24 protein-coding genes are annotated in these 22,770 nt (G+C 45.4%); 4 read left to right on the top strand and 20 right to left on the bottom strand.

Translation table 11 applies throughout. The annotated features are described in order from the left end of the window. Positions 1 to 6: 6 nt before the first annotated feature. Complete coding sequence (locus tag QRD89_RS10535; protein WP_286095208.1) at positions 7 to 1,155, bottom strand: endonuclease Q family protein; 1,149 nt, start codon at positions 1,153 to 1,155, stop codon at positions 7 to 9. 2 nt (positions 1,156 to 1,157) lie between these two features. Continuing rightward, the gene (locus tag QRD89_RS10540) at positions 1,158 to 1,703 is read right to left on the bottom strand and encodes an NUDIX hydrolase (protein ID WP_008640162.1); all 546 of its coding nucleotides are present in this window, start codon (positions 1,701 to 1,703) and stop codon (positions 1,158 to 1,160) included. A 96-nt stretch (positions 1,704 to 1,799) separates the two neighbouring features. Here QRD89_RS10540 and QRD89_RS10545 point away from each other — a divergent pair, with 96 nt between their 5' ends. Further along, the gene (locus tag QRD89_RS10545; RefSeq protein ID WP_286095209.1) at positions 1,800 to 2,720 is read left to right on the top strand and encodes an aldo/keto reductase; all 921 of its coding nucleotides are present in this window, start codon (positions 1,800 to 1,802) and stop codon (positions 2,718 to 2,720) included. 71 nt (positions 2,721 to 2,791) lie between these two features. Here QRD89_RS10545 and QRD89_RS10550 read toward each other — a convergent pair whose 3' ends face one another. From QRD89_RS10550 to nagE, 8 genes are all read right to left on the bottom strand, one after another. Continuing rightward, complete coding sequence (locus tag QRD89_RS10550) at positions 2,792 to 3,838, bottom strand: dipeptidase (RefSeq protein WP_062514113.1); 1,047 nt, start codon at positions 3,836 to 3,838, stop codon at positions 2,792 to 2,794. 141 nt (positions 3,839 to 3,979) lie between these two features. Then, complete coding sequence (locus QRD89_RS10555) at positions 3,980 to 4,507, bottom strand: DinB family protein (protein ID WP_026577314.1); 528 nt, start codon at positions 4,505 to 4,507, stop codon at positions 3,980 to 3,982. A 537-nt stretch (positions 4,508 to 5,044) separates the two neighbouring features. Next, complete coding sequence (locus tag QRD89_RS10560; RefSeq protein ID WP_502875719.1) at positions 5,045 to 6,160, bottom strand: NAD(P)/FAD-dependent oxidoreductase; 1,116 nt, start codon at positions 6,158 to 6,160, stop codon at positions 5,045 to 5,047. 53 nt (positions 6,161 to 6,213) lie between these two features. Further along, positions 6,214 to 6,930, bottom strand: a complete 717-nt coding sequence (locus QRD89_RS10565; RefSeq protein ID WP_286095211.1) for a sugar isomerase domain-containing protein — start codon at positions 6,928 to 6,930, stop codon at positions 6,214 to 6,216. A gap of 13 nt (positions 6,931 to 6,943) precedes the next feature. After that, a complete protein-coding gene (locus QRD89_RS10570) occupies positions 6,944 to 7,669 on the bottom strand; it encodes a GntR family transcriptional regulator (RefSeq protein WP_286095212.1) in 726 nt (241 codons plus the stop codon). Continuing rightward, a complete protein-coding gene (nagB, locus tag QRD89_RS10575) occupies positions 7,662 to 8,405 on the bottom strand; it encodes a glucosamine-6-phosphate deaminase (protein WP_353477918.1) in 744 nt (247 codons plus the stop codon). Before nagB ends, QRD89_RS10570 begins: the two co-directional genes overlap by 8 nt. Then, entirely contained in the window at positions 8,380 to 9,573 is a 1,194-nt protein-coding gene (nagA, locus tag QRD89_RS10580; RefSeq protein ID WP_286095213.1) for an N-acetylglucosamine-6-phosphate deacetylase, read from the bottom strand. The genes nagB and nagA overlap by 26 nt, the downstream gene beginning before the upstream one ends. A 12-nt stretch (positions 9,574 to 9,585) precedes the next feature. After that, the gene (gene nagE / locus QRD89_RS10585) at positions 9,586 to 11,493 is read right to left on the bottom strand and encodes an N-acetylglucosamine-specific PTS transporter subunit IIBC (protein ID WP_286095214.1); all 1,908 of its coding nucleotides are present in this window, start codon (positions 11,491 to 11,493) and stop codon (positions 9,586 to 9,588) included. A 168-nt stretch (positions 11,494 to 11,661) separates the two neighbouring features. On the opposite strand from nagE, the gene QRD89_RS10590 reads away from it, so the two are divergent. Continuing rightward, positions 11,662 to 11,847, top strand: a complete 186-nt coding sequence (locus QRD89_RS10590; RefSeq protein WP_026577307.1) for a hypothetical protein — start codon at positions 11,662 to 11,664, stop codon at positions 11,845 to 11,847. A gap of 37 nt (positions 11,848 to 11,884) precedes the next feature. On the opposite strand, the gene QRD89_RS10595 is transcribed toward QRD89_RS10590, so the two are convergent. The 5 genes from QRD89_RS10595 to QRD89_RS10615 form a co-directional block, all read right to left on the bottom strand. Beyond that, positions 11,885 to 13,342, bottom strand: coding sequence for a UDP-N-acetylmuramoyl-L-alanyl-D-glutamate--2,6-diaminopimelate ligase (locus QRD89_RS10595; RefSeq protein ID WP_286095215.1), 1,458 nt, complete (start codon positions 13,340 to 13,342; stop codon positions 11,885 to 11,887). Between the two features lie 242 nt (positions 13,343 to 13,584). Continuing rightward, positions 13,585 to 14,841, bottom strand: a complete 1,257-nt coding sequence (locus tag QRD89_RS10600) for a DUF5068 domain-containing protein (protein ID WP_286095216.1) — start codon at positions 14,839 to 14,841, stop codon at positions 13,585 to 13,587. A gap of 417 nt (positions 14,842 to 15,258) precedes the next feature. Next, a complete protein-coding gene (locus QRD89_RS10605) occupies positions 15,259 to 15,432 on the bottom strand; it encodes a hypothetical protein (protein WP_161484898.1) in 174 nt (57 codons plus the stop codon). Positions 15,433 to 15,446: 14 nt separating this feature from the next. Continuing rightward, positions 15,447 to 15,821 carry a permease gene (locus tag QRD89_RS10610; RefSeq protein WP_286095217.1) on the bottom strand — a complete coding sequence of 125 codons (375 nt, stop codon included), beginning with the start codon at positions 15,819 to 15,821 and terminating at the stop codon, positions 15,447 to 15,449. Continuing rightward, entirely contained in the window at positions 15,821 to 16,021 is a 201-nt protein-coding gene (locus tag QRD89_RS10615) for a helix-turn-helix transcriptional regulator (RefSeq protein ID WP_008639817.1), read from the bottom strand. Before QRD89_RS10615 ends, QRD89_RS10610 begins: the two co-directional genes overlap by 1 nt. A 223-nt stretch (positions 16,022 to 16,244) precedes the next feature. On the opposite strand from QRD89_RS10615, the gene QRD89_RS10620 reads away from it, so the two are divergent. Then, a complete protein-coding gene (locus QRD89_RS10620; RefSeq protein ID WP_286095218.1) occupies positions 16,245 to 16,967 on the top strand; it encodes a 3-ketoacyl-ACP reductase in 723 nt (240 codons plus the stop codon). Positions 16,968 to 17,063: 96 nt separating this feature from the next. On the opposite strand, the gene QRD89_RS10625 is transcribed toward QRD89_RS10620, so the two are convergent. The 4 genes from QRD89_RS10625 to QRD89_RS10640 are packed head-to-tail and all read right to left on the bottom strand — an operon-like array spanning position 17,064 to position 20,709. Then, positions 17,064 to 18,413 (bottom strand): NAD(FAD)-utilizing dehydrogenase, encoded by a 1,350-nt coding sequence (locus QRD89_RS10625; RefSeq protein ID WP_286095219.1) that lies wholly within the window; start codon positions 18,411 to 18,413, stop codon positions 17,064 to 17,066. Beyond that, positions 18,406 to 18,975: a GNAT family N-acetyltransferase gene (locus QRD89_RS10630; RefSeq protein WP_286095220.1), complete on the bottom strand. Its 570-nt coding sequence runs from the start codon at positions 18,973 to 18,975 to the stop codon at positions 18,406 to 18,408. The genes QRD89_RS10625 and QRD89_RS10630 overlap by 8 nt, the downstream gene beginning before the upstream one ends. 37 nt (positions 18,976 to 19,012) lie before the next feature. Further along, positions 19,013 to 19,498: a GNAT family N-acetyltransferase gene (locus QRD89_RS10635; RefSeq protein WP_286095221.1), complete on the bottom strand. Its 486-nt coding sequence runs from the start codon at positions 19,496 to 19,498 to the stop codon at positions 19,013 to 19,015. Then, positions 19,495 to 20,709, bottom strand: a complete 1,215-nt coding sequence (locus tag QRD89_RS10640; RefSeq protein ID WP_286095222.1) for an EAL domain-containing protein — start codon at positions 20,707 to 20,709, stop codon at positions 19,495 to 19,497. The genes QRD89_RS10635 and QRD89_RS10640 overlap by 4 nt, the downstream gene beginning before the upstream one ends. A gap of 245 nt (positions 20,710 to 20,954) precedes the next feature. Between QRD89_RS10640 and QRD89_RS10645 the strand changes: the two genes are divergently transcribed. Then, positions 20,955 to 21,872, top strand: a complete 918-nt coding sequence (locus QRD89_RS10645; RefSeq protein WP_286095223.1) for a hypothetical protein — start codon at positions 20,955 to 20,957, stop codon at positions 21,870 to 21,872. A gap of 84 nt (positions 21,873 to 21,956) precedes the next feature. Here the strand turns inward: QRD89_RS10645 and QRD89_RS10650 are convergent, their stop codons facing one another. Next, positions 21,957 to 22,727 carry a BclA C-terminal domain-containing protein gene (locus tag QRD89_RS10650; RefSeq protein WP_286095224.1) on the bottom strand — a complete coding sequence of 257 codons (771 nt, stop codon included), beginning with the start codon at positions 22,725 to 22,727 and terminating at the stop codon, positions 21,957 to 21,959. Positions 22,728 to 22,770: the final 43 nt, after the last annotated feature.

Consider the following 22,770-nt stretch of genomic DNA (forward strand, 5'->3'; position numbering starts at 1 on the left):
TCTATATTAATGGATCTTTCCGAACTTACCGCCTCCGCCGGCAGCTATATCAAGCTCTCCCTTTCTCATTTGAATGATATAATGGACGATGGAGGAGGAAACGATTTCTTCCAGTTCCGCAGATGGAACGTCATGAATGACGGCCATCTCAGACCCGAAAGCAGCAAGGAGTTTTTCATACGTTTGCTTTCCTATACCCGGCAGCGTTTCCAGAGGCACTTGATACACGTATGGAGGGCGCTTTGTTACCTGTCCCTCATCCGACAGTTCCTTAATTCTTTCGGAAACACCTTTAACCAGACGGCTTTTTCTGCATGTACAGCCGGTTGCCGCCACCGGATGCAGGCAGTTTCCGCAAACGGTTTTATGATACTTCCCCATTTTCGGATCCATACCATAATTGGCGACGATACCGCGTCCATCTTTTCTATGTAATGCAAGCTTTAATTCTTCCAATGACAATCCATCCATTCTTACCAGTTGATACTCTCTGGCAAGCTTACCAAGAGAATGCGCGTCAGAATTCGTAACATAGGTGTAAGGAGAGAGTTCAGCTAACTGGGAAGCCATCTCCGTATCTGCACTCAATCCAAGTTCAACCGCATCGATTTTATCAGAATCAAGGATCTCTCTCAACGACTTTTTTACACCTTTACCGTAAAGGCTTTTGAATGGAGTGAAAATATGGGCAGGTATAAAAAGGCCGCCATTTTCTCTAACATAAGTCTGCAGTTCTCTCGCTGTACCATAAAAGCGCTGAGAGCTTAAGCTGACATTTTTCATTTTCTTCGAAAGCCATAAGCTGAATCGACGCATCGTATCTATGGTAGGAAAATAGCAGAGAACGTGAATGGGACCCTGACAGGATGCATCATATATTTCCACTTCTGAACCTAAGAGGAGGGTGGTGCTGTCGGAGCGCACTCCCCCTCCGGAAACTTCTTCCGCATATCCCCGATCGATCAAATCTTCCACCTCATCCAAAACAGCGGGTGACTGAGCGTCGATAATACCGATCAAATCAAGGCCTTTTCGTCTGCTGGCCTCCAGGAAAATGTTTGTGAGTGTGAGCGTTTTTGATCCTGTAATTTTAACAGGGCCGCCTTCCCAGTCCCTCCCTATATGAACATGAAGATCGACAAAGTAATCTTTCATTCTTATCCATTCCTTCTTAATTTTAAATAAAGAATCGCATAAGCGGTCTTTGCGTCGTGGATCTTCTGCTCCTTCTCCAACTGTTCCGCTTCTTCTACGGTTATTTCCATCAATTCCACAAATTCATCCACATCCCCTGCAGGCTTTTCATTCAATTTTTCTACACGATCGGTAAAATAGACGTGGACGATTTCATCAGCGAAACCTGGTGAAGTATAAAAGGAAGTGATAAGATTTAAGTCATCGCTCGTGTAACCCGTCTCTTCTTCCAATTCCCTTAACGCGCAGGCCTTCGGATCTTCTCCCGGTTCCAGTTTTCCTGCAGGGATTTCTACGAGGTTCTTCTCGAGTGGTTTCCGGTATTGCTCGACGCAGATCAGTTTCCCTTCATCCGTTAGAGCTATGACCGCAACGGCGCCCGGATGTTTGATTAATTCCCGTTTAGATGTTTTCCCGTCGGGTAATGTTACACTGTCAATATCTAATTGAACGATCTTCCCTTTATAGATTGTTTCTGTTTTATATGTTTTCTCTTCAAAATTACTCAAGATGCTCATCCTCTCTAAACTCTTTCTTCATTTTAACATAGGAAAGGCAGAGACAAAGCATCACAACTACCAGTACTCACAAGAAAGGATGATTCTATGAATAAACGTCAATTAGGGAAAACAGATCTGTATTTATCTGAAATCAGCCTTGGCTGCATGTCCCTCGGAACCGATCAAGCACAAGCAAAATCAATCATCGATCGGGCCATTGACAGCGGGGTGAACTATTTGGACACCGCAGACCTCTACGATTACGGAAAGAATGAAGAATTAATAGGGGAAGCGATCCGAGGACGCCGCCAGGATTTAATTATCGGATCGAAAGTAGGGAACCGTTTTACACCGGGGGAAGAAGGTTGGACATGGGATCCATCCAAAGAACACATTAAAAGCAGCGTCAAAGACAGCTTAAAACGGTTAGGAACGGATTATATCGACTTATACCAGCTTCACGGCGGTACCATTGATGACCCGATTGATGAGACAATCGAAGCGTTCGAAGATTTAAAATCAGAAGGGTGGATCAGGGAATACGGCATATCCTCCATTCGTCCGAATGTGATAAAGCAATTTGCAGAGAAATCCTCGATTGCCAGCGTCATGATGCAATACAGCGCTCTCGATCGAAGGCCGGAGGAAGAGATCCTTCCCCTGCTCCATGAGTATGAGATCAGCGTCCTGGCACGCGGCCCTCTTGCTAAAGGCATCCTGTCTGACCGTGGAATAGAAAAAGCGCGCGATAAAGCAGGCGACGGCATCCTTGAGTATGATGCTGATGAAGTGATGTCCATCGCTCGTGATTGGAAAAAAGTAAGCAACACTTCAAAAAGTGCGGAAGCTGTTGCCCTCCAATATGTCCTTCATCATCCGGCCGTTACGACAGCCGTATTTGGTGCAAGCTCTGTGGAACAGTTGGAACAGAACCTCACTTTTTTGGACGCAGCTCCTCTTTCCGATGCGGAGTACAACAATATTCAATCCCTTACAAAAGACATTACTTATCAACAACACAGATAACCATATTTCCCGGTGTGCGCTCTCTTTTGTTTCTGGGCACACACCGGTATTTCATGTGTCTATCTCCATCATTACTTCCAAGTATTCGAAAGAACTCTCCTCCAGTTACCTTGTGTAATTTTATAGATTTCCCCCTCTGTCATTCCTTCCTTCTCCAGTATTCTTAAGATCTTTGGAACACCCGTCACATCATGCATTGAGTATGGAATCCGCGTGCCGTCAAAGTCTGATCCAAGTGCGACGTGGTCAATGCCCATCCGTTCGATCATGTAATGAATATGTTTTACAATTGCAGAAAGCGGTACATCCTGTCTATTGACACCGTCTTCTGTCACCATGTTGGGGCTGGTGCTGTAAGTGACACCAACGAGCCCTCCGCTGTCTTTGACCGCATCCAGCTGCCGGTCGGTCAGGTTCCTGGATATTGGACAAATGGCATGAGCATTTGAATGGGTTGCGACAAGCGGGGCGTCTGTCAGCGTGGCAATGTCCCAAAAACCTTTTTCGTTTATGTGAGATAAATCAATCATCACACCAAGAGCATTACATACCTTCACGAGCCTCCTTCCAGCCTCCGTTATTCCCGGCCCGGTGTCCGGAGAGGATGGAAAGCGATAAGGGACGCCTTCTCCAAAGATATTTTTCCTAGCCCAAACCGGCCCGAGGGAGCGGAGTCCTGCATGGTAATAAACATGCAGAGCATCCAGCCCCTCATCAATCGGCTCCGCTCCTTCCATGTGAAGTATCCCGCCCATCCATTCTCCATTCCATGCTTTATCCAAATCCTCCACCGTTCGAACGGCTTTAAACCTCCCCTCAGAGCAAGCCTCCAGCTGATAAAATCGGGAAATTAACGTATTGGCAATTTTCCACGCATAATCAGGATCCAAAGAAGCGGGAAAGGATTTCTCATACCCCTGCTCCGTTTTGTAAGTCACCTGAGCAGGATCTGTGTCGGGATTGGGACAGAACACCGCAAAGAAACCTGCCGCAAAACCTGCCGCCATACCCTTTGAATAATCTAAATGGCCGTTAGGAATTCCCTTGAAAAATTTATCCACCCCATCTTCCAGCATTAGCAGGGTATCGTTATGACCGTCGATGAACCGGTGTATCATCCTTCTCCCCGTCCTTTCTTGCTTGATTTGCTCTTCTGTTATCGACAGTAGAAGCTGTTCAGGATTACAGGTTCTTCTCTTTAACATGTACATGCATAAACAGGAGACAGTTTTCACCGTCTCCTGCATTTTTAATATGATTCAGGAAGAAACTTTCTTCTCCTTCATGGAACGAATCAATGCCCTTATTTGACCTCGATGATTAATCTCGTCTTCCAACACATGAAACCATAAATAATAATGATTAAAGGTCACTCCGTTTGACCATACATCTTCTTTGTAAAGCCAGTCATCATTTTTACCCTTGAGGTAGTCCAGCGTCTGATCCCTCGTCGCTTCCAATACATCCAGAAGATCGTCGATAGACATGCCATGCACATGCTGTTTTGCCTTTTCCCCAAGTTCGAGTGCTGCCCCCCACTCTTTTCTTTCCGATTCATCCATGTCCCTCTGTTCAAAACTAATGAGCTGGTGGACATATTCGACAGCAGCTATGTGCGAGAGAAGCGCACCGATAGAATTTCCGCCCTCCATGGACCAATCAAGTTCTTCCGTACTAAGATCCGCTACTTCCTGGATTGTGATCGCACGGGTGTGTTCCAGCATCCAGACGAGTTCACCGACTTTTCCCGTAAACCCTTTCTCCGATTGAACTTGATAAGAAATCATCCAGCTTCCCCCTTCACTAATAACAAAATGTCAAAGGTGGTGTTCATACCCCTTTGCATATATACATATTCGACGTACAGGTACTATAACCTTCTTAAGAATTGGAGAAGGAATCGAATTTTGTAGATATTTTTGTTGTTTAAAATTTCTGAAATGACGGTATATGCTAAGTATTAACAAACTGGACCTGTTTGTTCGCCAAAAGCCACCATACTAATTCCATTACAGGAGGAAAAAATGATGAAAATTAAAGTGGGTATTTGGAGCAAACTGACAAACTCGGACAAAATGACCTTATTGAAAGCAGCAAGTCAACAAGGAGCGACCGTGAAGAGTGCATAAACGGACCCATTCTTCTTCCTATCCCTTCATTCATGCTGCATACATCCAACCATTCAACGCTAGCGGGCCTCTCCCTGAGATATAAGACAAACCATTTGTCTTATATCTTCGTTTACATAATTAAATTATCGTATATTAAAAATCACCACAGTACCCCTTTAAAAAGGTTTCCTGTGGTGAGAGTGGTATGGAAGTTTATAAAAATAAAGAGGATGGAGGGTAGTTCTCTAATGGCAAATCAACGGTGTTTCCCGATGCAAGGTTTGCTAACTGTAAACCGACATAAGGACCGCTGGTCAACCCGGAGGCTCCAAGTCCATTTGCGACTATCAGATTTTCTAACCCAGGAACGTTTCCGAGGACAGGTGTATTCCCCTTGGTAAACGGACGGAATCCGACCTTTGTTTCGACGTGAGCTGCCTCCGCCAGACCCGGAGCCACTCGAAGTGCTTTGTCCAACAATTGATGAACAGCTCCTGCCGTTACGTCTACATTAAAGTCACTGCGTTTTTCTTTTGTTGCCCCGACCACAATCTTCCCTTTATCAAAGGAAAGGATATAATGATTGAAAGGTGGCAGTACTACCGGCCAATTCTCTGTCGCAAACTCAGGCATTTCAAAATGCAGGATCTGAGCTTTTTCAAAATGGACGTTCGATTTAAGCCCTACATCCTGAAAAAGCTGGTTCATCCATGCTCCAGAGGTCAAGAGGTACCTGTCGGCATTAATGGTCCGACCATTGACTTCGACCCCTTCCACATTTCCACTATGCATGAGTAAACGTGCATCTCCCTTTATATACGCGGCCCCTAATTTCACGGAAGCATTCAGCATGGCTTGGGCAACTTTGTCGCCGTTCACTCTTGCGGCACCACTTATATGAAGGGCACGATAAGACTCGGACACCAACGGGAACATCTCCCTCGTCTCTTTTGTTGTCAGCTTGGACAACTCTCCCATCTCTGTTGCTTCTCGTCTGCGTTCAACTGCAAGGTCGTATTTACGATCCAGTTTTTCATCCGTATCGAATAGGTTAATGGCACCTGTTTTTCGGTAGCCGGTTTCTCTTTCTCCGTATTCAACAAGCCGTTCAACGAGCGGTTCATAGTATGCAGCCCCTCGGATAACCAGTTCATACCAGTCCTTGTTGCTTCTATTTGTTAACCAGGGGCAGATAATACCAGCGGCGTTTCTTGTTGCCTGCCCCGGCTCGAACCGATCGATAATCACGACTTCCTCTCCCTTTTCTACTAAATGGAGAGCTGTAGAGGCACCAAGTATCCCTGCTCCTATGATGATATGTTTCATTATTAACACCTTCAAATTAGGATTTTGTATTGCACCTCATTTTACTAGAGAATTCTTTAAAATGAAATCCGCCCCTTGTATTTTTCGATCAAGCGGGAGTTATGATCGTCCGCACCATCGACATTTCCACTTTTAAATATCGGCGGTTCCATTCCTCTTGCCAGCAGCACATCCATCACATTTGCCATCAAATAATGCAAAAGGGCCGATCCAAGGACAGAGGAGACGGGTCCAAACTTCGTATCCAGGTTCTCTCTTTCTTCCACGGCATCACCAACCGGCACCATAGAATCGACTACGGCATCGACTACATCCTCCAAGCGTTTGCCGGATACATGCCTGGATTCTTGAGAGGAAGTGTAATAGAGCGACTGAATGGACAGAACGAAGGCACCGGATTCTTTAGCAAACATAGCTGCATCAATCGGTGCAGGATTTCTTCCGGATGTGGATAACACGACCATCACGTCTTTCTCTGTGATGGTCTCCTGCTCTAAATACGAAAGGACAAATCCATCCGTCCTTTCATTATTGGATGACTGTAGTGCCCCTTGGTGCAGCATGAGCGGCTCGATAAAAATCGGTTTGACAGGTACCAAACCTCCAGCACGGTAAAATGCATCCTGCGCCAGCAGTCCGGAGTGACCACAGCCAAACATGTAGATAATCCCTCCGGCCTGTATTCTGTCTGCCAGAGATTCAGACAATTTCTCCGGGATGCCCGTCTGTTCCAAGTCTTTCAGTTTCTGAATTACTTTAAGTAAATAGCTCATAGACCTTCCCTCCTTACGTCCGGTGTATTTCACTGATGAATTTATATCGGTCGGCGCGGTAGGAAGATTTCACCACTTCAAAAGGGGTCCCATTTGTAAGGACACTAAGCCTTTCTATATGAAGGACAGCTGCCCCGTAAGGAATGGCCAAAAGCTCAGACTGCTCCTGATCTGCAGTCGTCGCCTCAATTACCTGTGTCGCTTTGTCGATCTTATAGTCATGATTCTCTTCTATATGTTCATATAAAGATCCCATTACAATCGATTCATCTACTCCCGGCACAAGAGCGATCGGGAGGAACGTCCGTTCAACAGCCATAGGCTTCCCATCAGCAAACCGTATACGCTGGATTTCATAAACTTCTTCTCCTTGTTCCAAATGCAGCTTTCTGGCTATGTCCGGAGGAGCAGAGATGACGGAAAATCCGATCAGTCTGCTCGTTGCTGTCATTCCACGCTTCTTCATATCTTCGGTGAAGCTTGTCATTCCCGTAAGAGGCTGCTCGATCTTTCTCTCAGAAACGAAGGTACCCTTTCCTTTTTCCCGGTACAGAGCCCCTTCATTTACAAGATTGGAAACGGCCTGTCTTACCGTCATTCTGCTAACACCGTACTGTTCACTCAGCTCCCTTTCGGATGGTATCGTCTTCCCAACACCAAACAGCCCTGATTCAATCTTTCCTTTGATATCTTCTTCGATCTGATAGTACATCGGAAGAGGTGATTTCTTATCAAGCATCGTTTCCTTCCTCCACTCCGTATGCTTCTTTATCCAGAATCAGCGTAACATTGGGGTGATTCATAAGAACGGAAGCTGGAAAATTCACGTCGACTTCTCCCTCCAATAAACGGGCAATAGCCTTCCTCTTTCTCTTGCCGGAAGCCAACAGGAGTATTCGTTCACTCTTCATAATGGAGCGGATGCCCATCGTTATCGCATGGGTAGGGACCTCTTCCTTCGTATTGAAAAAACGGGCATTCGCTGTTCGGGTAGAGGGGGTCAGTTCTACCACATGTGTTTCGCTTTCCATGCTGCTGCCGGGTTCATTGAAGCCGATATGACCGTTCTCCCCGATTCCGAGGAGCTGCAGATCAGGGGGACCGATGTCCTCAATTAAGGATTCGTACCGCCTGCACTCCTTATCCAAATCTTCACACGTACCCTTTGGCACATAGGTGTTTGCTTCATCGATATTTATATGAAGAAACAGCTCATTTTTCATAAAATACCGGTAACTCTTTGGGTGTTCCTCATCTAAACCGATATATTCATCAAGATTGATCGTTGAAACCTTGGAGAAATCCACTGTGTTCTCTCCATTTGCACGGATAAGCTCCTTATACGTTCCAATCGGTGTACCCCCTGTCGCAAGCCCAAGTACAGTTTCCGGTTTCTTATCAATTTGATGGACAATAATATCTTTCGCCCGTTCACTCATTTTTTTATAGTCATCGACGATGATCAACTGCACCATTACCCCTCCTGTCATATGCAATAATGCCTTTACAAATTGTCATACTCACCTGTGTTTGGTCATCAAGGAGAACAATATCCGCATCTTTTCCAACAGTAATCGTCCCTTTTTTATCTGCTACTCCTGTTTGTTCTGCTGCATTAAGGGAGGTGATCCGGACAAAGTCATGCCAGCTCATCTTCATGGCTTTTTTTATCTTTTCCGCAGCCTCTTCCAAACGAAGGATGCTGCCGGCAAGGGTGCCGTCCTCTAATCTTGCTTCTTTTCCGGAGACATAGACGGATTGTCCCCCCAGGTCATACGTTCCATCTTTTAAACACTTAGCCCGCATTGCATCGGTGATCAAAATCAGCCTGTCCGGCCCGATCATTTGATAAGCCGCTCGAACAGCTTCCGGATGAACATGAATATAATCCGCAATTATTTCCACTTTCAACCTTTTATCAAGGAAAGCAGCACCAACGATTCCCGGTTCTCTATGGTGGAAACCACTCATCTGATTGAACAAATGAGTGACGTGACTCGCTCCGTGATCTGCAGCTTTAACTGCCTGATCAAACGTCGCTTCACTATGACCAATAGATGCTGTCACACCTACCGAAGAAAGGTGGCGGCATAGTTCCAGCCCAGCTTCTGATTCCGGATCCATGGTGACGAGCCGGATGTTACCACGGCTCACTTCCTGCCACTTATCAAATAATGTGGCAGATGGTGGAATAATGTGCTCCACCGGCTGTGCACCCGCTTTGTTCTCATTAATGAAGGGACCTTCTAAATGAATGCCGATTACTTCTGCATTTCCAGGGGTCTGCCCATATTTGATATAGTCTCCGGCGTTTTCAAGCGCTTTTTCGATCGCTTCTTTGGACTGGGTCATCGTCGTGGCAAGAAACGCAGTCGTTCCCTCTTCGGTCAGCTTTAATGCCATACCCTCCAAAGCTTCACGCGAAGCATCCATGACATCGTGCCCGGCCGCACCGTGCACATGAACATCTATAAACCCCGGCACTAACGTGTTCCCTCTTCCATCAATGACGGTTCCTTGAGGAGCGATCGTCCCCTTCTCGACTTTTTCTATCTTACCCTCCTTTATTTGAATGGTGCCGTTATCTATAACCTCGTTATCCGTAACGATTCTGACGTTGTGGATCTGCATGATATCTGTCACGATTATCCTCCCTTACTTTATCGATAGAAGACCTTTGTCTCCCTGCATCTTATCCTCCGTAGCTAAAAGCTGGAATGATTCCTCTTTTAAATTCGTAAATATAATCGGTGTAATTAGAGAAGGTGCGTGCTTAGAGACATAATTTAAATCAACACGAAGCAGCGGCGTTCCTTTCTTCACTTTCTGCCCGGCATTTACGAGACTTTCAAACCCTCTCCCTTCCAGTTTGACCGTATCCAGCCCTACATGAATGAGAATCTCTAATCCGTTATTCATTACGATTCCGACGGCGTGTTTCGTCGGGAAAACTTGAACTACTTCTCCGTCGACGGGCGAGCAGAAAACATCCCCTGCCGGATCCACAGCAAATCCCTGCCCCATCATACCTTGAGCAAAAACCTGGTCGGGAACTTCGGTCAGCGGCAGAATCTTTCCATCCACAGGCATCTGAAATTCATCGGACTCCAGTGTATAACCTTCGGATTCAACCTGTTCCATCGTTCCGGCCTTTTCCTTTTCAGAATCCGATAAAGGAAGCAAGCCGGTCTCTATTTGTTTCTGCATGGCGGATGCCAAGAATTCGACCGTTGTGCCAACAACAACTTGTACATTCGTTTTACCGACTTTCATGACTCCTTTGGAACCCAATCGTCTTAATGCCTGCTCATCCACTACTTCCCGATCTGTCATCTGCAGGCGCAGTCGAGTCGTGCAATAATCGAGCGAGACGATGTTATCTGGCCCACCGAGTGCATGAAGATATCGGGCTGCCTTCTTATCGTAGGCGTTCTCTTCCTGTTCTTCCTCCATAATATCCTCTTCGTCTTCCCGTCCAGGTGTCTTTAAGTCCAGTTTTACAATTAGGAAATAGAACAATACGAAATACAGGACGAACATGATTAATCCGATCAAGATCAAAGAAACCGGGTTTTCTGCAATGTTGTAGTTAAGTGCAAAATCAATCAATCCGGCAGAAAATCCAAAACCGTGACGGATGTCAAACGCGTAGGCTAACGCCATAGCTACCCCTGTTAAGATCGAGTGGACGACATAAAGAAGGGGGGAGAGGAACATGAACGAAAATTCAATCGGTTCTGTAACCCCGGTCAGGAAAGATGTAAGGGCGATACTTAAGAGCATCCCACCGACAGCTGCTTTCCTGTGCTTCTTTGCAGCCATATACATGGCAAGACATGCAGCCGGAAGGCCGAACATCATAATTGGGAAGAAGCCGGCAAGGAAATAGCCCGCATTCGGATCCCCGTTGAGAAAACGATTGATTTCACCATGAACCACGGCATCCGCCGCCGTTGTGAATGTACCGAAATCAAACCATATAAATGTATTGATAACGTGATGCAGACCGACAGGAATGAGCAGACGGTTCAAAACGCCATAAACACCAGCACCAATTTCTCCGGCGTTTAAGATCCAGCCGGTCGCCGCATCAAGCGCATATTGTGGATATACCCACAAATATCCGAGTACGAACGATAAAATGACCATGACGAGGGATGTAATGATCGGAACAAACCGTTTTCCGCCGAAGAATGATAAAAATTCAGGGAATTTAACATCATTAAAGCGGTTATACAATAATCCAGCAATGACTCCTGCGATTACTCCGGCAAACACTCCCATATCGATCGTATCATTGATGGCGGTGATCCCGTTTGTCAGTACAAGGTATCCGACCGCGCCAGCCAGAGCTGCCGCCCCACTACCGTCTTTCGCAAATCCCATGGCAATACCTATCGCAAAAATGAGAGCAAGGTTTTCCAGTATTCCATTCCCTGCCGCAGTCATAAATGGAATACCAAACATATCGTCCATCCCAAGCCTGACCAATAATGCTGCTGCAGGCAGGGTGGCAATCGGAAACATCAGCGACTTTCCGATCCGTTGTAAAAAATTCAGCATATAGTAAATCCTCCTTCAATCTTGATGAAAACGTTTTATCAAGTAATAAGATATCATCCATTTATATAGTTGTCTATACCAGTTAGCATTTACATACCTTCTTTTTTAAATCGTGCAGAAAATACCATGGTATGATATTTTTAAAGAAAGTTTAAAGGGGGATGAGCCGTGAACAAACAAATGAAAAGCGGCATCGGCCTTATTGGCAGCCTGTTGTTAGTCATGGTCGGCCTATACCGATTATGGACAAACCAACTAGAAGAAATGTCTATAATCGTTGCCTACTTGTTCCTCGGAGTAGGAATAATCGGAACTATTACCAATGGTGTTAAATGGAAAAAACACAGCAGATAATATTCTGCTGTGTTTTTTCTTCATTTATTTTTAAGCTTCAAACACGTATTTTCCTTTTTTCAAGGATATAATCCACTGCTTCTCTATCGGAGTGAACGGAATAACAGAAGTCCTGTTGGTAGGTCTCATGCCCTTTTCCGGTGATAACCACCCATGTACCGCTATCAGCCTCCAGTACAGCATTCTCAATAGCGATCGTTCTGTCCGATACAAAGGTCCCTCGGTCACCTGCGAAAGTTTCCTGGATCATGGTCACCTCTTCTTTCATTTCACTTACAGAAATACCGTTTAAATCATCCATCGTCAATACCGTTCGATCCGCATGTTTCAGAGAAGCAAGAAGCATTTTCTCCCTTTTAGATACGTCTCTGTTTCCTCTAAAACCGAAGACGTGACATATAGAGGATGCCCCTTGAGCTCGTACCGCTTGTAATGTATGGGAGATACTATCTGCTGTATGAGCGTAATCAATGACGATCGTTACATCAAAATCCGTCCGAATCACTTCGAACCTGCCTTTAATTCCCTCAAACTGCTGTAATGATTCCAAAACAGCATCGGTAGGAATGTCAAGACTTTTCGCTACGGCATAGGCTTGGGCGGTGTTGTATAAGTTGTGCTCCCCCTCCAATGGTGAAGGTAGGACCACATGCTGGTTTTCTTCTCTAAGAAGTACCATGGACGATGCTGCAAGAAGGCTTTCCATTTTCAGAGAACAACCTTGATCCTGACCAATCGTCTTCAAAGGTTTATCTTCGAAACAGGAGGCAAGCTTACTTCCCCACGGATCGTCTGTGTTTATAATGGCTGCTCCATTCTTTTTCAGCATCGTAAACAACTTCGACTTCGCCTGAAAATATTCTTCCATTGTCCTGTGATAATCCAAGTGGTCATGGGTGAGGTTTGTGAAGACAGCATAATCAAAGGAGATGCCTTCCAGCCGATACTGCTCCAGACCATGAGAGGACACTTCCATAATAATTAGATCGTCCTCACTTTCTGCCAGCAGCTTTTGTATAGTGGGTGCATCCGGTGTGGTTTGATCGGCCGGAAGCGTTTCACCATTTACAATATTGTCGATCGTGCCGAACAAACTGCAAGTATAGCCATTCTGTTCACAAATATGTTTTAGGATATGACTGGTTGTCGTTTTCCCGTTTGTTCCGGTGACTCCTATGACTGTCTTCTTCTCGGCCGGATATCCGTAGAATGCAGCTGCTGCTTGACCAAGGAACTTCCGGCTATTATCCACTTGGATATAAGGAACCGGAAGTCCTTCCAATGGCTTCTCTCCAACAACTAAGACCGCTCCTTTTTCTATCGCGTTGCTGATGAAAGCATGACCATCCGAATTATATCCGGGCACGGCCACAAACACATATCCTTCCTCCATGGCACGGGAATCGGCAGTGACCCCTTTCACCATGCTCCTTTGTTCTTCCATATTTAGTGGAGCCTGTATAGATGTGTATTGAATCAATGTCTGTACTCTCACTGGCTGCTTCTCCTTTTAGCACGAAGTTTATAGTATCCTGCAGCCTCATTTTAACGCGTTCCCTCCACAAAGAAAGGTGGGTTATCAATATGTAATTTGATTTTAATATCTATTGAAAATATTGGATGAAATTTTCTATATAAGCGAATCACTCATCAAGGATAATGCCTTTTAAAGAACGAGCCTCTTTCGTTAGAGAGGCTCGTTTACTCACGACACTATTCATTAAGTTTGTTTATATTCTATCTTGGAAGGTCGAACGTGACCGTTTCCCCTTTGTACATTTTTTCACCATCATCAGCGATGAACGGACCGAATTCAAGTTGGAAAGACCCGTAAGATTCAAAATCGTCTTTTCTGAAAAGAAAGACGTGGTATTTCTCTCCGGATTCTCCCGCTTCAACGGCTTGCGGATCGGATGGTTCAACCATGCCTTGTGAAAGCACGGAAGCCCGGCCGTCATCTACATTTACTCTAGACCCTAAATTCCATATACTCACAGGTTGATCGGATTGATTATCCAACGAGAGCTTGATGGTGAGCGCAACCATGCCCGCGTCACCAAAGTTCGAGAACCTCGCTTCATTACCAGCAGTCGGTACGATCTCAGCATACTGGACGCCATCCAGTGTCACTTGGACATCCCCAAGCTGCTTGGATTCGTCGATACCCTCTTCTTCAAATATCATCGTCTTATTCGCAAGGTTTCCTGTTGTCAACTCGTCCGGATATAGATTAGATTCCGCTTCTACTTCTTCTTTTTGTTGTTCACCGTATACGAAATCAAATGTTTCGTTTCCTTTGTAAGAATCGCTGAAGCTGCTATTATCCGCAGCTCCCCCTTCGATCACCAACTTCGGTTTAACACTTTGGAGCACATCGAATTGATCGTTGGTCATTGTGAATGTAACCAGACCTGTTACTTCTTCCCCTGCAGCGTATTTAGAGGTTTCCTCTTCCACTTCCGACTTTGGATACTCATCTCTTACGAAAGTTCGGGAAGAGGTAAGAAAATCTGTCGAGTTCATCCCTTGGAGCCTTAGAAAACTCGGATAATACATCGCTTTATCTTTCGTATTGTTCACTTTCACTTCCGCAACGACAACATAGCCGTCGTTTTGATCATCGAATTCTATGTACATGTCATCGTTCATGTCCGTGACTTTCAGGACCTGATACTTCTCTACAGACACAATGAATCCGTCCATATCGTTTTTGAAACCAGGATCTTCATTCGTATATAGCACTTCAACATCGCCTTCTGATTGTTCGGTGATATTATCTGTCATAACTTCCCCCCCATTGGGCGAAGCTTCCTCCTCATCTGTTGCTTTCTCCTCTTTCTCCTCTTTCTTTTCTTTTTCTTCACCTTCGTCTTTTTTCTTTTCTTCTGCTGCTGTGTCCTGGTTATCTGAAGAACCGGTTTCTTCAGACGAGCCACAGGCAGCAAGGAAAAAAGCCAAGACAGTCATTAGAATAAGCAAATACCTCTTGTGCATGTTCTCAACCCTCTCTCACAGAATTTAATAAAACCTTAACCATATTAACCCAAATATTTGGGTTAATATTTATAAAAGGAATATTTTAGTTATAAATAGCCATACTTTGGTAGAAATAAACCAGTAATAATACATTCACGAGAAAAAAGGCCCACCCGATAAGAATCAGTATGGAACCTTCCAAGAGCGCCCTGGAAGATGTTTTATAAATACGCACAAAAAAACGCCCGGAAATTCCGGACGTTTTTCCCTTTAACGATATGGATTTTGTTTTCCTGTATCGTTTGTCTCCCCTTTTTCTCTTCTTAATGCGTTAAGATCTTTCTTATTTTTGTTCTTTTTCTTTTCACCCATAAGATGACCTCCCTTCCCCTTTAGTTTGTCTAAATGGACGGAAATCAGCAGAACCATTGGATGTCAGCGATTCCAGACACTGACGAATATGACAACCGCTGCAAACACAATGGCGGATATGGATAGAATTTTGATAAATCCTTTCTTAGATAAAGCGTTCTTCGTTGTTTCTCGACGAGCTGTCCAATATAGAATTCCAAATGTGACGAGGAAGGCTACCGGAAAAAACCATTCCATCTCCAATCCCTCCTTTACATCTTTTTGGATAGAATTACCCAGGAAAGGAATACTGTACAAATATTCAACGCAATCAACATCTGGATGACCATGGAGGCCGTAAGGTTAACTCCTGCTTCCAGCAGCGTAAGTAAAGCAAACATATAGATAAGCATGGCAAAAAAAGAATAGAACAATCCTTTATAACGAATCAGTTGCATACGCTCGTCCTTCTGTTTGAACTGTGGGTGCAGATACGCCATGGAAAAACTCATGACCGCCATCGATACCATTAAATAAGCAGGCATGGACGACAGCGTTCCTGCAAGAACAGATATAAGAATGAAGAACAGCGCCTGTACACTGAATAGTCCACCTGCTACTTTATACGCCAGTGGATAATAATCCATTATTTTTCCTCCTCAAAAATAAATATATCTTCAATGGCAGCCTGAAAAATACGTGCAATTTTAAATGCTAAAGGCAGGGACGGATCATATCTTCCTTTCTCGATGGATATAATCGTCTGTCTGGAAACCCCTAACTTTTCTGCCAGACGATCCTGTGATAATTGATGTTTTTTTCTATAGGCTACTAAATGATTTTTCACAATTACCCTACCGCCCTTTCTATAAAAAGAATAATGTAAAGTTACCTTTACGTCAAGGTAACTTTACATTATTCTTTTCGATTCCCTGAGTTGTTTTTCAGGTACGCTTTTGTTGACCATAATTTTTTTATGTATAGTAAATGTGTGGGAATGATTTTTTATCGTGCTTCCTTTTTGCAAGAAGGCTGTATACGTCGTAAAATCAAAAGAAAGGAGGATGAATATGGCACAACAGATAAGTAATAAAATTGCGTACATAACCGGTGCAGGAAGAGGGATTGGTAAGGCCACTGCTTTGGCACTGGCAGAAGAGGGTGTTCACCTTGGCTTGATGGCCCGAACGGAGAGTTCTCTCCATGAGGTGGCTAAGGAAGCCGCGAAGTATGGTGTTAAAGCCGTCACAGCTCCGGTAGATATTTCGGACATCCAAGCGGTCAATAAAGCCGTAGCAACATTGGAGGCAGATTTGGGAAAAGCGGACATCCTTATTAATAACGCGGGGATCGGCTTGAACGGATCGTTCCTTGAGCTGGAGCCTGAAGAGTGGAAACGGACGTTTGAAGTAAATGTCTATGGTACTTACCATGTCACTAGAGCCGTCCTTCCTCACATGGTGGATAAGAATAAGGGAGATGTCATCACGATCTCATCCAGCAACGGTCTCAAAGCCACAGCAGGTTCAACTTCCTACAGCGCTTCTAAATTCGCTGTCCAGGGGATGACGGAAGCATTAATGCAGGAAGTTCGCCGCCATAACATTCGCGTCTTCACCATGAACCCGAGTCTTGTCGCAACAGAACTTGTCTTTGGTGACGAGCTGGAGGAGAAGAACGAAGACAAATTCATGCAGCCGGAAGACCTGGCAGAATTCATTATTTCCCAGTTGAAACTGGAGCAGCGTATCTTCATTAAACAATCGCTTCAATGGGCAACCAATCCATTTTAAATCAAAACACCTCTCATTTTATTGATGAGAGGTGTTTTGATTTCCCTTTCTCATTCCCGCTTTTCTTATAGGATTACTGATTAAAGGTACCGTTTTTCATGGGCTTAATTGTTTTGAAATCACATCCGCGATGTGTACACCGGAGGCAGCTGCCTGGGAGAGAGAATGCGTTTCGCCAGAGCAGTCTCCAGCCAGATAAAGTCCGGAAATCTCCGTTTCAAAGCAGCGGTCTGTCGACATTTTCGGTTCATAAAATTTAGCATCCATTCCATAAAGAAGGGTATCCTCATCCATAGTTACACCAGTCCAATTCTCTAACCTTCGGAGCAGCGTTTCCATCGCTGAAATATAAAGATCGGGAACTTCATCTTTAAGAAAACCAGGGTCCGCCGCAAGGGAAGGTTTGACCCGGTTGTAAGTCAATGTTGACGTTGGTTTGTTCTGCCGAAGATCCCCGAGCCGCTGGACGAGAATTCTTTCATCCTTTCGATTAATTCCTCCCAGCACCCTGGATGCTGCTTTCATAGCAGCTTCGTATGTATGGAAATACTGAGGAACGAAAAGGGTGAAATTTAAATTGCCGCTCGGACCGCCTCCCTCGTATTGATTCTGCCCATCTGCCATCGTCCATCCGTGCTGAAACTTTCTAATAATCCTTCCGTCCGGGTTCATGCAGTAGGTCGTAGCCTCCCATTCGTCCGCTGCTATCCTCCATTTTGTTTCAAATGTGCGATCCAGAATGCTGTCTAGCTGGCCACGCTTCATCTCCACTCTAAGCCCGAGATCAAGCCTTGTTTTCGAAGATTTTAATCCTAGTTCCGCTGCCTGATTGAGCATCCAGTCACTCCCGCTTTTTCCTGTTGCGAAAATCACCTTTTTTGTTCGGATGATCCCTTCACTCGTGCGGAGAAGAAAAACGTTCTCATTCGACGTGACCTCATATACATCGGTCTGGAAAGAGAAGCTGATGGATTTCTTCAAGGTTTCAAACATGTTCTGAAAAACACGTTTTGATACTTTTGTTCCCAAGTGCCGGACAGAGGTGGTCAGCATCTCCAGGGAGTGTTCACGCGCTTCTGCTGCCAATTCCTTATTCCACGTGTGATAGATCCTCTTCACGTCCCCACCATAATCACAAAGAATGTCATCAACAGCCTTCATGTATTCCATCGCTTTTCTGGAGCCGATTTTTTTATACAGTTCTCCTCCAAAAGCATTGGTATAATTGAATTTCCCTTCGGATTTTCCGAGACCGCCAAAGCCGAAATAACGATCGCATAACTGACCGCACGTACACGATTGTCCAATCTCCGACCCACAAAAACGATTGGCAAGAGGTTTTCCTTTATCTATTATTTTGATGGATAAAGGGTTTCTTTTCTGTGCCAGACGACAAGCAAGGAAGGCAGCACATACACCGGCACCAATGATGGTGACGTCATACATCGGTCTTCACCTTTGCGTACACACACGTATCCGTAAGTTTCGATCCATCAACAGATTTGTCTTCATTCCTTAAGATCCCTTCAAGATCAAACCCCAGCCCTTCCGGGACAGCTCTGCTCCGTCGATTGCCGGACTCGCACCGTATTTCCACCCGTGCACAATGTAATCCTCTGAATGCATAATCTGTCAGCACCGATACCGCTTCCCTCATGTACCCTTTACCTGTTGCCTGCTTATCCAACCAGTACCCGATCTCTACTGCCGGGACATTCCAATTGATCCTGTGGAATCCACACGTCCCGACATAGCTGCCGCTTTCTTTCTCAAACAGAAGGTACCGGAGGTTTGTGCGAAGGTAGAATTTCGCACGGGATTCGCGCGCGTTCGCTTCTGTTTCTTCTACTGTGGGAAGCAGCTGCACGAAACCAAGCCAAGGACGCAGTTCCTCTATTGATCTGCGAATCGACGCATTGATCTCAGCCCCGTCCCCTGGTTCAGGTATCCTTAAGATTAACCGATCCGTTTCTAACTTCTCTTTCACATCCACCATTACCGGATTCAAAGTAACACCCCTTAAAAAAGAATATCTTTCACCCGCCTTATTCCTTCTTTCCAGTCGCTTCTCTGATCATAGTTATAAACTTGTCCGGACCACTATAGAAGGCTTGATCTGCCCGAAAACCCATCCGTGAATAAAGACGGATGGCACGCCTGTTAAACGTGGCAACAGATAGACGCAGACAGCTTTCGGAGTCTTTTTCCACCTCATCCAGTACAGCTTTGAAAAACGGTGTTCCTTTTCCCTGTCCCGTCCAGGACGGCTTCAACCCTACTCCAATATCCGTACAACGGCGCTCATAGGCTCCAAAAGGATACCCAGCGGGGACGCGGGCACTCGGACCAGTACAATAGAAGCCGATGAGGTCCTCCCCTACAAACGCTGCCACATAGCTTCCATCCAAACGCTCCTTCACATTTTCTTCGTTTACAGATACATTATAAAAATCATAGGGCGGCTCATAAGCGAAACAAAGAGATTCTATCGCCAGCTTCTTCGTCATTGGATGAAAAGTGATGGACGTCATTGCAGTAAACACTCATGATTATAGAGATAAGCATAGCGTAAATCGATGAAGAGAAAATGAGTGTCCGTAAGCGGAAAACTAAAGGTACGAACCATTTCCTTCGTTTCAATATCGGAATAAAGGTCGGACAACAGCCCGGTATTCCAAGCCTTCATACGCATAACGTTCTCAAGGAAATATGGACGAAAAGCCCAGTTAGATCCTTTTTTGTGCGGCTCCATCTGCCATTCATCGTCACGCTTCCGAAAGTTGGCAGATACTTGCTGCCCTTCTCCATTACAAACGAACATCCGAAAACTCTCCTCATCAAAAAGATCCGTCACTTCTGCAATGAAAGTATCCGCTTTTTTAGGGCCCTCCCATTTTACCAGCAGTCCTTTCACCTTTTCTTCCCATTGCCTTACAAATAGCAGCCGTTCTTCTATAAGTGTGCGCTGTCTATGGACATATCTTTTTACCTTTTCGGACAGATCGACAGCCAGTGACTCCTTTTCAACAAGGTCAAACGACGGATACGCTAAGTAATACCCTTGGTAGTACCTGCTCCCATTTTTCCATGCGAAATAAAGCTGGAAATCATCCTCTATGTTTTCAAATAAGAGGGCTGCTCCTATCCTGTGGGCCAGCATAGACAAGGAAAACATGACATCCTGGAATTCGTCCCCGTTATGCTTACGGATAATGCCTGAATCTATTTTAAGAATATGCGGCTCTAATTGACGGATTCGGTCAATGTTCGAACTTTTTGCTCCGACGTGGTCTACGGCTACTTGAATACCGTACGTCTTGTAATATAGGAGAAGGTGACCGAGCGTTTCGAAATCTTCATCAAAATCATGCTCCGTCACTTCAATCACGACCCTGTTCAAGTGAAAACCTTTTTGGTCATACAAAAGAAGCGTCTCCAGAAGAGCTTCTCCATCGTTCACGAGGAGCTGGCTGGCATTCCGGTTGATGAACAGCATTCCGTCCTTCTCCTTCTCCAACATCTCGTCCATTGCAAGTTTCAACAGGTGTTGATCGACTTCCTCTTTGAATTCTTCCGGCACATCTTCATCTTGGAAAAAAGGGCCCAATGACTTCCAGCGGTCTTCATCCTGGATACGTCCCAATACCTCATATCCGATCACATCATGATCGATTGCTCCAATCACCGGTTGGAAGACAGGCTTGATATTATGTAAATTCCCAATGACATCGAACGGGTCCATGTGTCCTCCTCCTCTTATCCTTTTCCCACATTATACAACAATTCTGACTATGATCTAGAACATTTCCACCTTTTCTACCCATCTCCCCGCAACCTCAGGGAGCAATCGCAGCGATATTTTCGGCATGCTTTCCACTTTCTAAACAAACCGGCGCCGTATGTGTAAATACAGCAAAAAATAGTTCACCGATCTGGGCATTCGCACATACGTTATCAAAACAAGTGACTTTTGGAGGAGGGCGGGGTATGAAAGAGATGGAATCAACCTGCGTTCGTGTTAAAGAAGTATATGACTGGATGGAAACCCGTACATGTAAAGAATTGGTGCGCCGCGTACTCGTTCCTAATTCCACTTCCGAAGCAGAAGAGTGTATTTGTATTCCTTATTATGTAAGAAATGATTCAGAAGACCCTTCGCCCATTTATACAACCGTCGGACTTAATGCTGTAGAAAGCTGTTATGCTGTAACCCATACATGCACCGGGAACTGTGAGCTGACTATATTAGTCAATGGAAGGGAAGAGGCTTCCCTCGCTTCCGGGGATACGCACCTGGCTGAAAAGGATCATTTAGAATCGATCACCATTCTTCCAGATCCTTATGGGCAAGGATGCAAGGGGACTTTGACCTTGGATATTTCTTACTCCGCCGGCTCCCCGGCTCGCGAGTTTCAACGGAGGGAGCTCCCCTGTTATTTAACCACCGCAGAAGGAACTATCCTAACGTCTGCTGGTCCAGATACGTTCTACTGGCAGATTGAGAAAACATCCGAACAGCGCTCTTTCCCTTTGAGGGACGGAAGCCGGGTTCTGCTTAATAAAATTTCAGCAGCTTTCCGCACACACGTTACCGTAGATATTTATGATCGTGCTGGTGACGTCGTTACCCCCTGTACCTTCCCCGTAGAAATAGAAGAGACGTACTATCTATGTGCACCGGATGGTTGCAAATTCGAGGGATATGTTACTGAATTTCTTCCCAACGCATACGTCATCCCTGCAGAAGAAAATGGATGCGTATGTCTGGATATCCATCTATCCTTATGTATCTCCCATCACATGAAAGCCTTCGGTGACCGAACAGCAGCTATAAGGGGAGCACTATGTTCACCTAGAGAAGACATTCCTCTTCCATGTACTCCCCCACCTGTACCCATCTGTTAATACGTGCGTATATTTCTATGCGTATTACAAGAAGCATTTGCCGGCTCCCCTAATTCTTAAAAGAAGCTGGCGAAATACTTCTCGTTATACTAATTCGTCATCAATACGGATGATTGTAAGAGTAGCTCCTTGACCATCCTGCAAAGTTGCTGCACCCAGGAGGCCGAATAATTCAAGGCTAATCGTGTCTCCCACATCCAGGGATACTATAATATCCGCATTAAAACTGCTGACACTTAACACAGGGTTGGTCTCAGAGGCTTCCAATGGAGTACCATTGACCGTAAGTCTTGCTCCCAATAGTAATGCAGCTGTTGTATTTACTTTGTAGGACAAATAATAACGCCCGGAAAGTGTGATAGTAAATACCGTGTCTGTAGGATCTACTGTGATATTTTTTACATTCTGTGAGTTCGGTAATGGAACGGTTGTTCCTCCAAGTACCACAGCAATTAGAGCTCCTTCTGTATTAGCCGCGAATCCAGATGTTTCCGTAACAACAGGACCTGCTGGACCAGCGGGTCCTACTTCTCCTTGCGGGCCTGCCTCCCCCTGTGGACCTGCCGGACCTGTTTCTCCCTGTGGACCTGCCGGGCCTGTTTCTCCCTGCGGACCTGCCGGACCTGCCTCTCCCTGTGGACCTGCCGGGCCTGTTTCTCCCTGTGGACCTGCCGGGCCTGTTTCTCCCTGTGGACCTGCCGGACCTGCCTCTCCCTGTGGACCTGCCGGGCCTGTTTCTCCCTGTGGACCTGCCGGACCTGCCTCTCCCTGTGGACCTGCCGGACCTGCCGGGCCTTCAGGTCCTCTTAAACCGCGGACACAATCTCCACTTCCATCATAAAAGTTTATAGCCATTACTCTGTTTCTCCCTTCCATAATAGTAAGAATTCCTGCCCAT

Source organism: Halobacillus sp. ACCC02827, from assembly GCF_030291935.1.
GTDB lineage: Bacteria > Bacillota > Bacilli > Bacillales > Halobacillaceae > Halobacillus.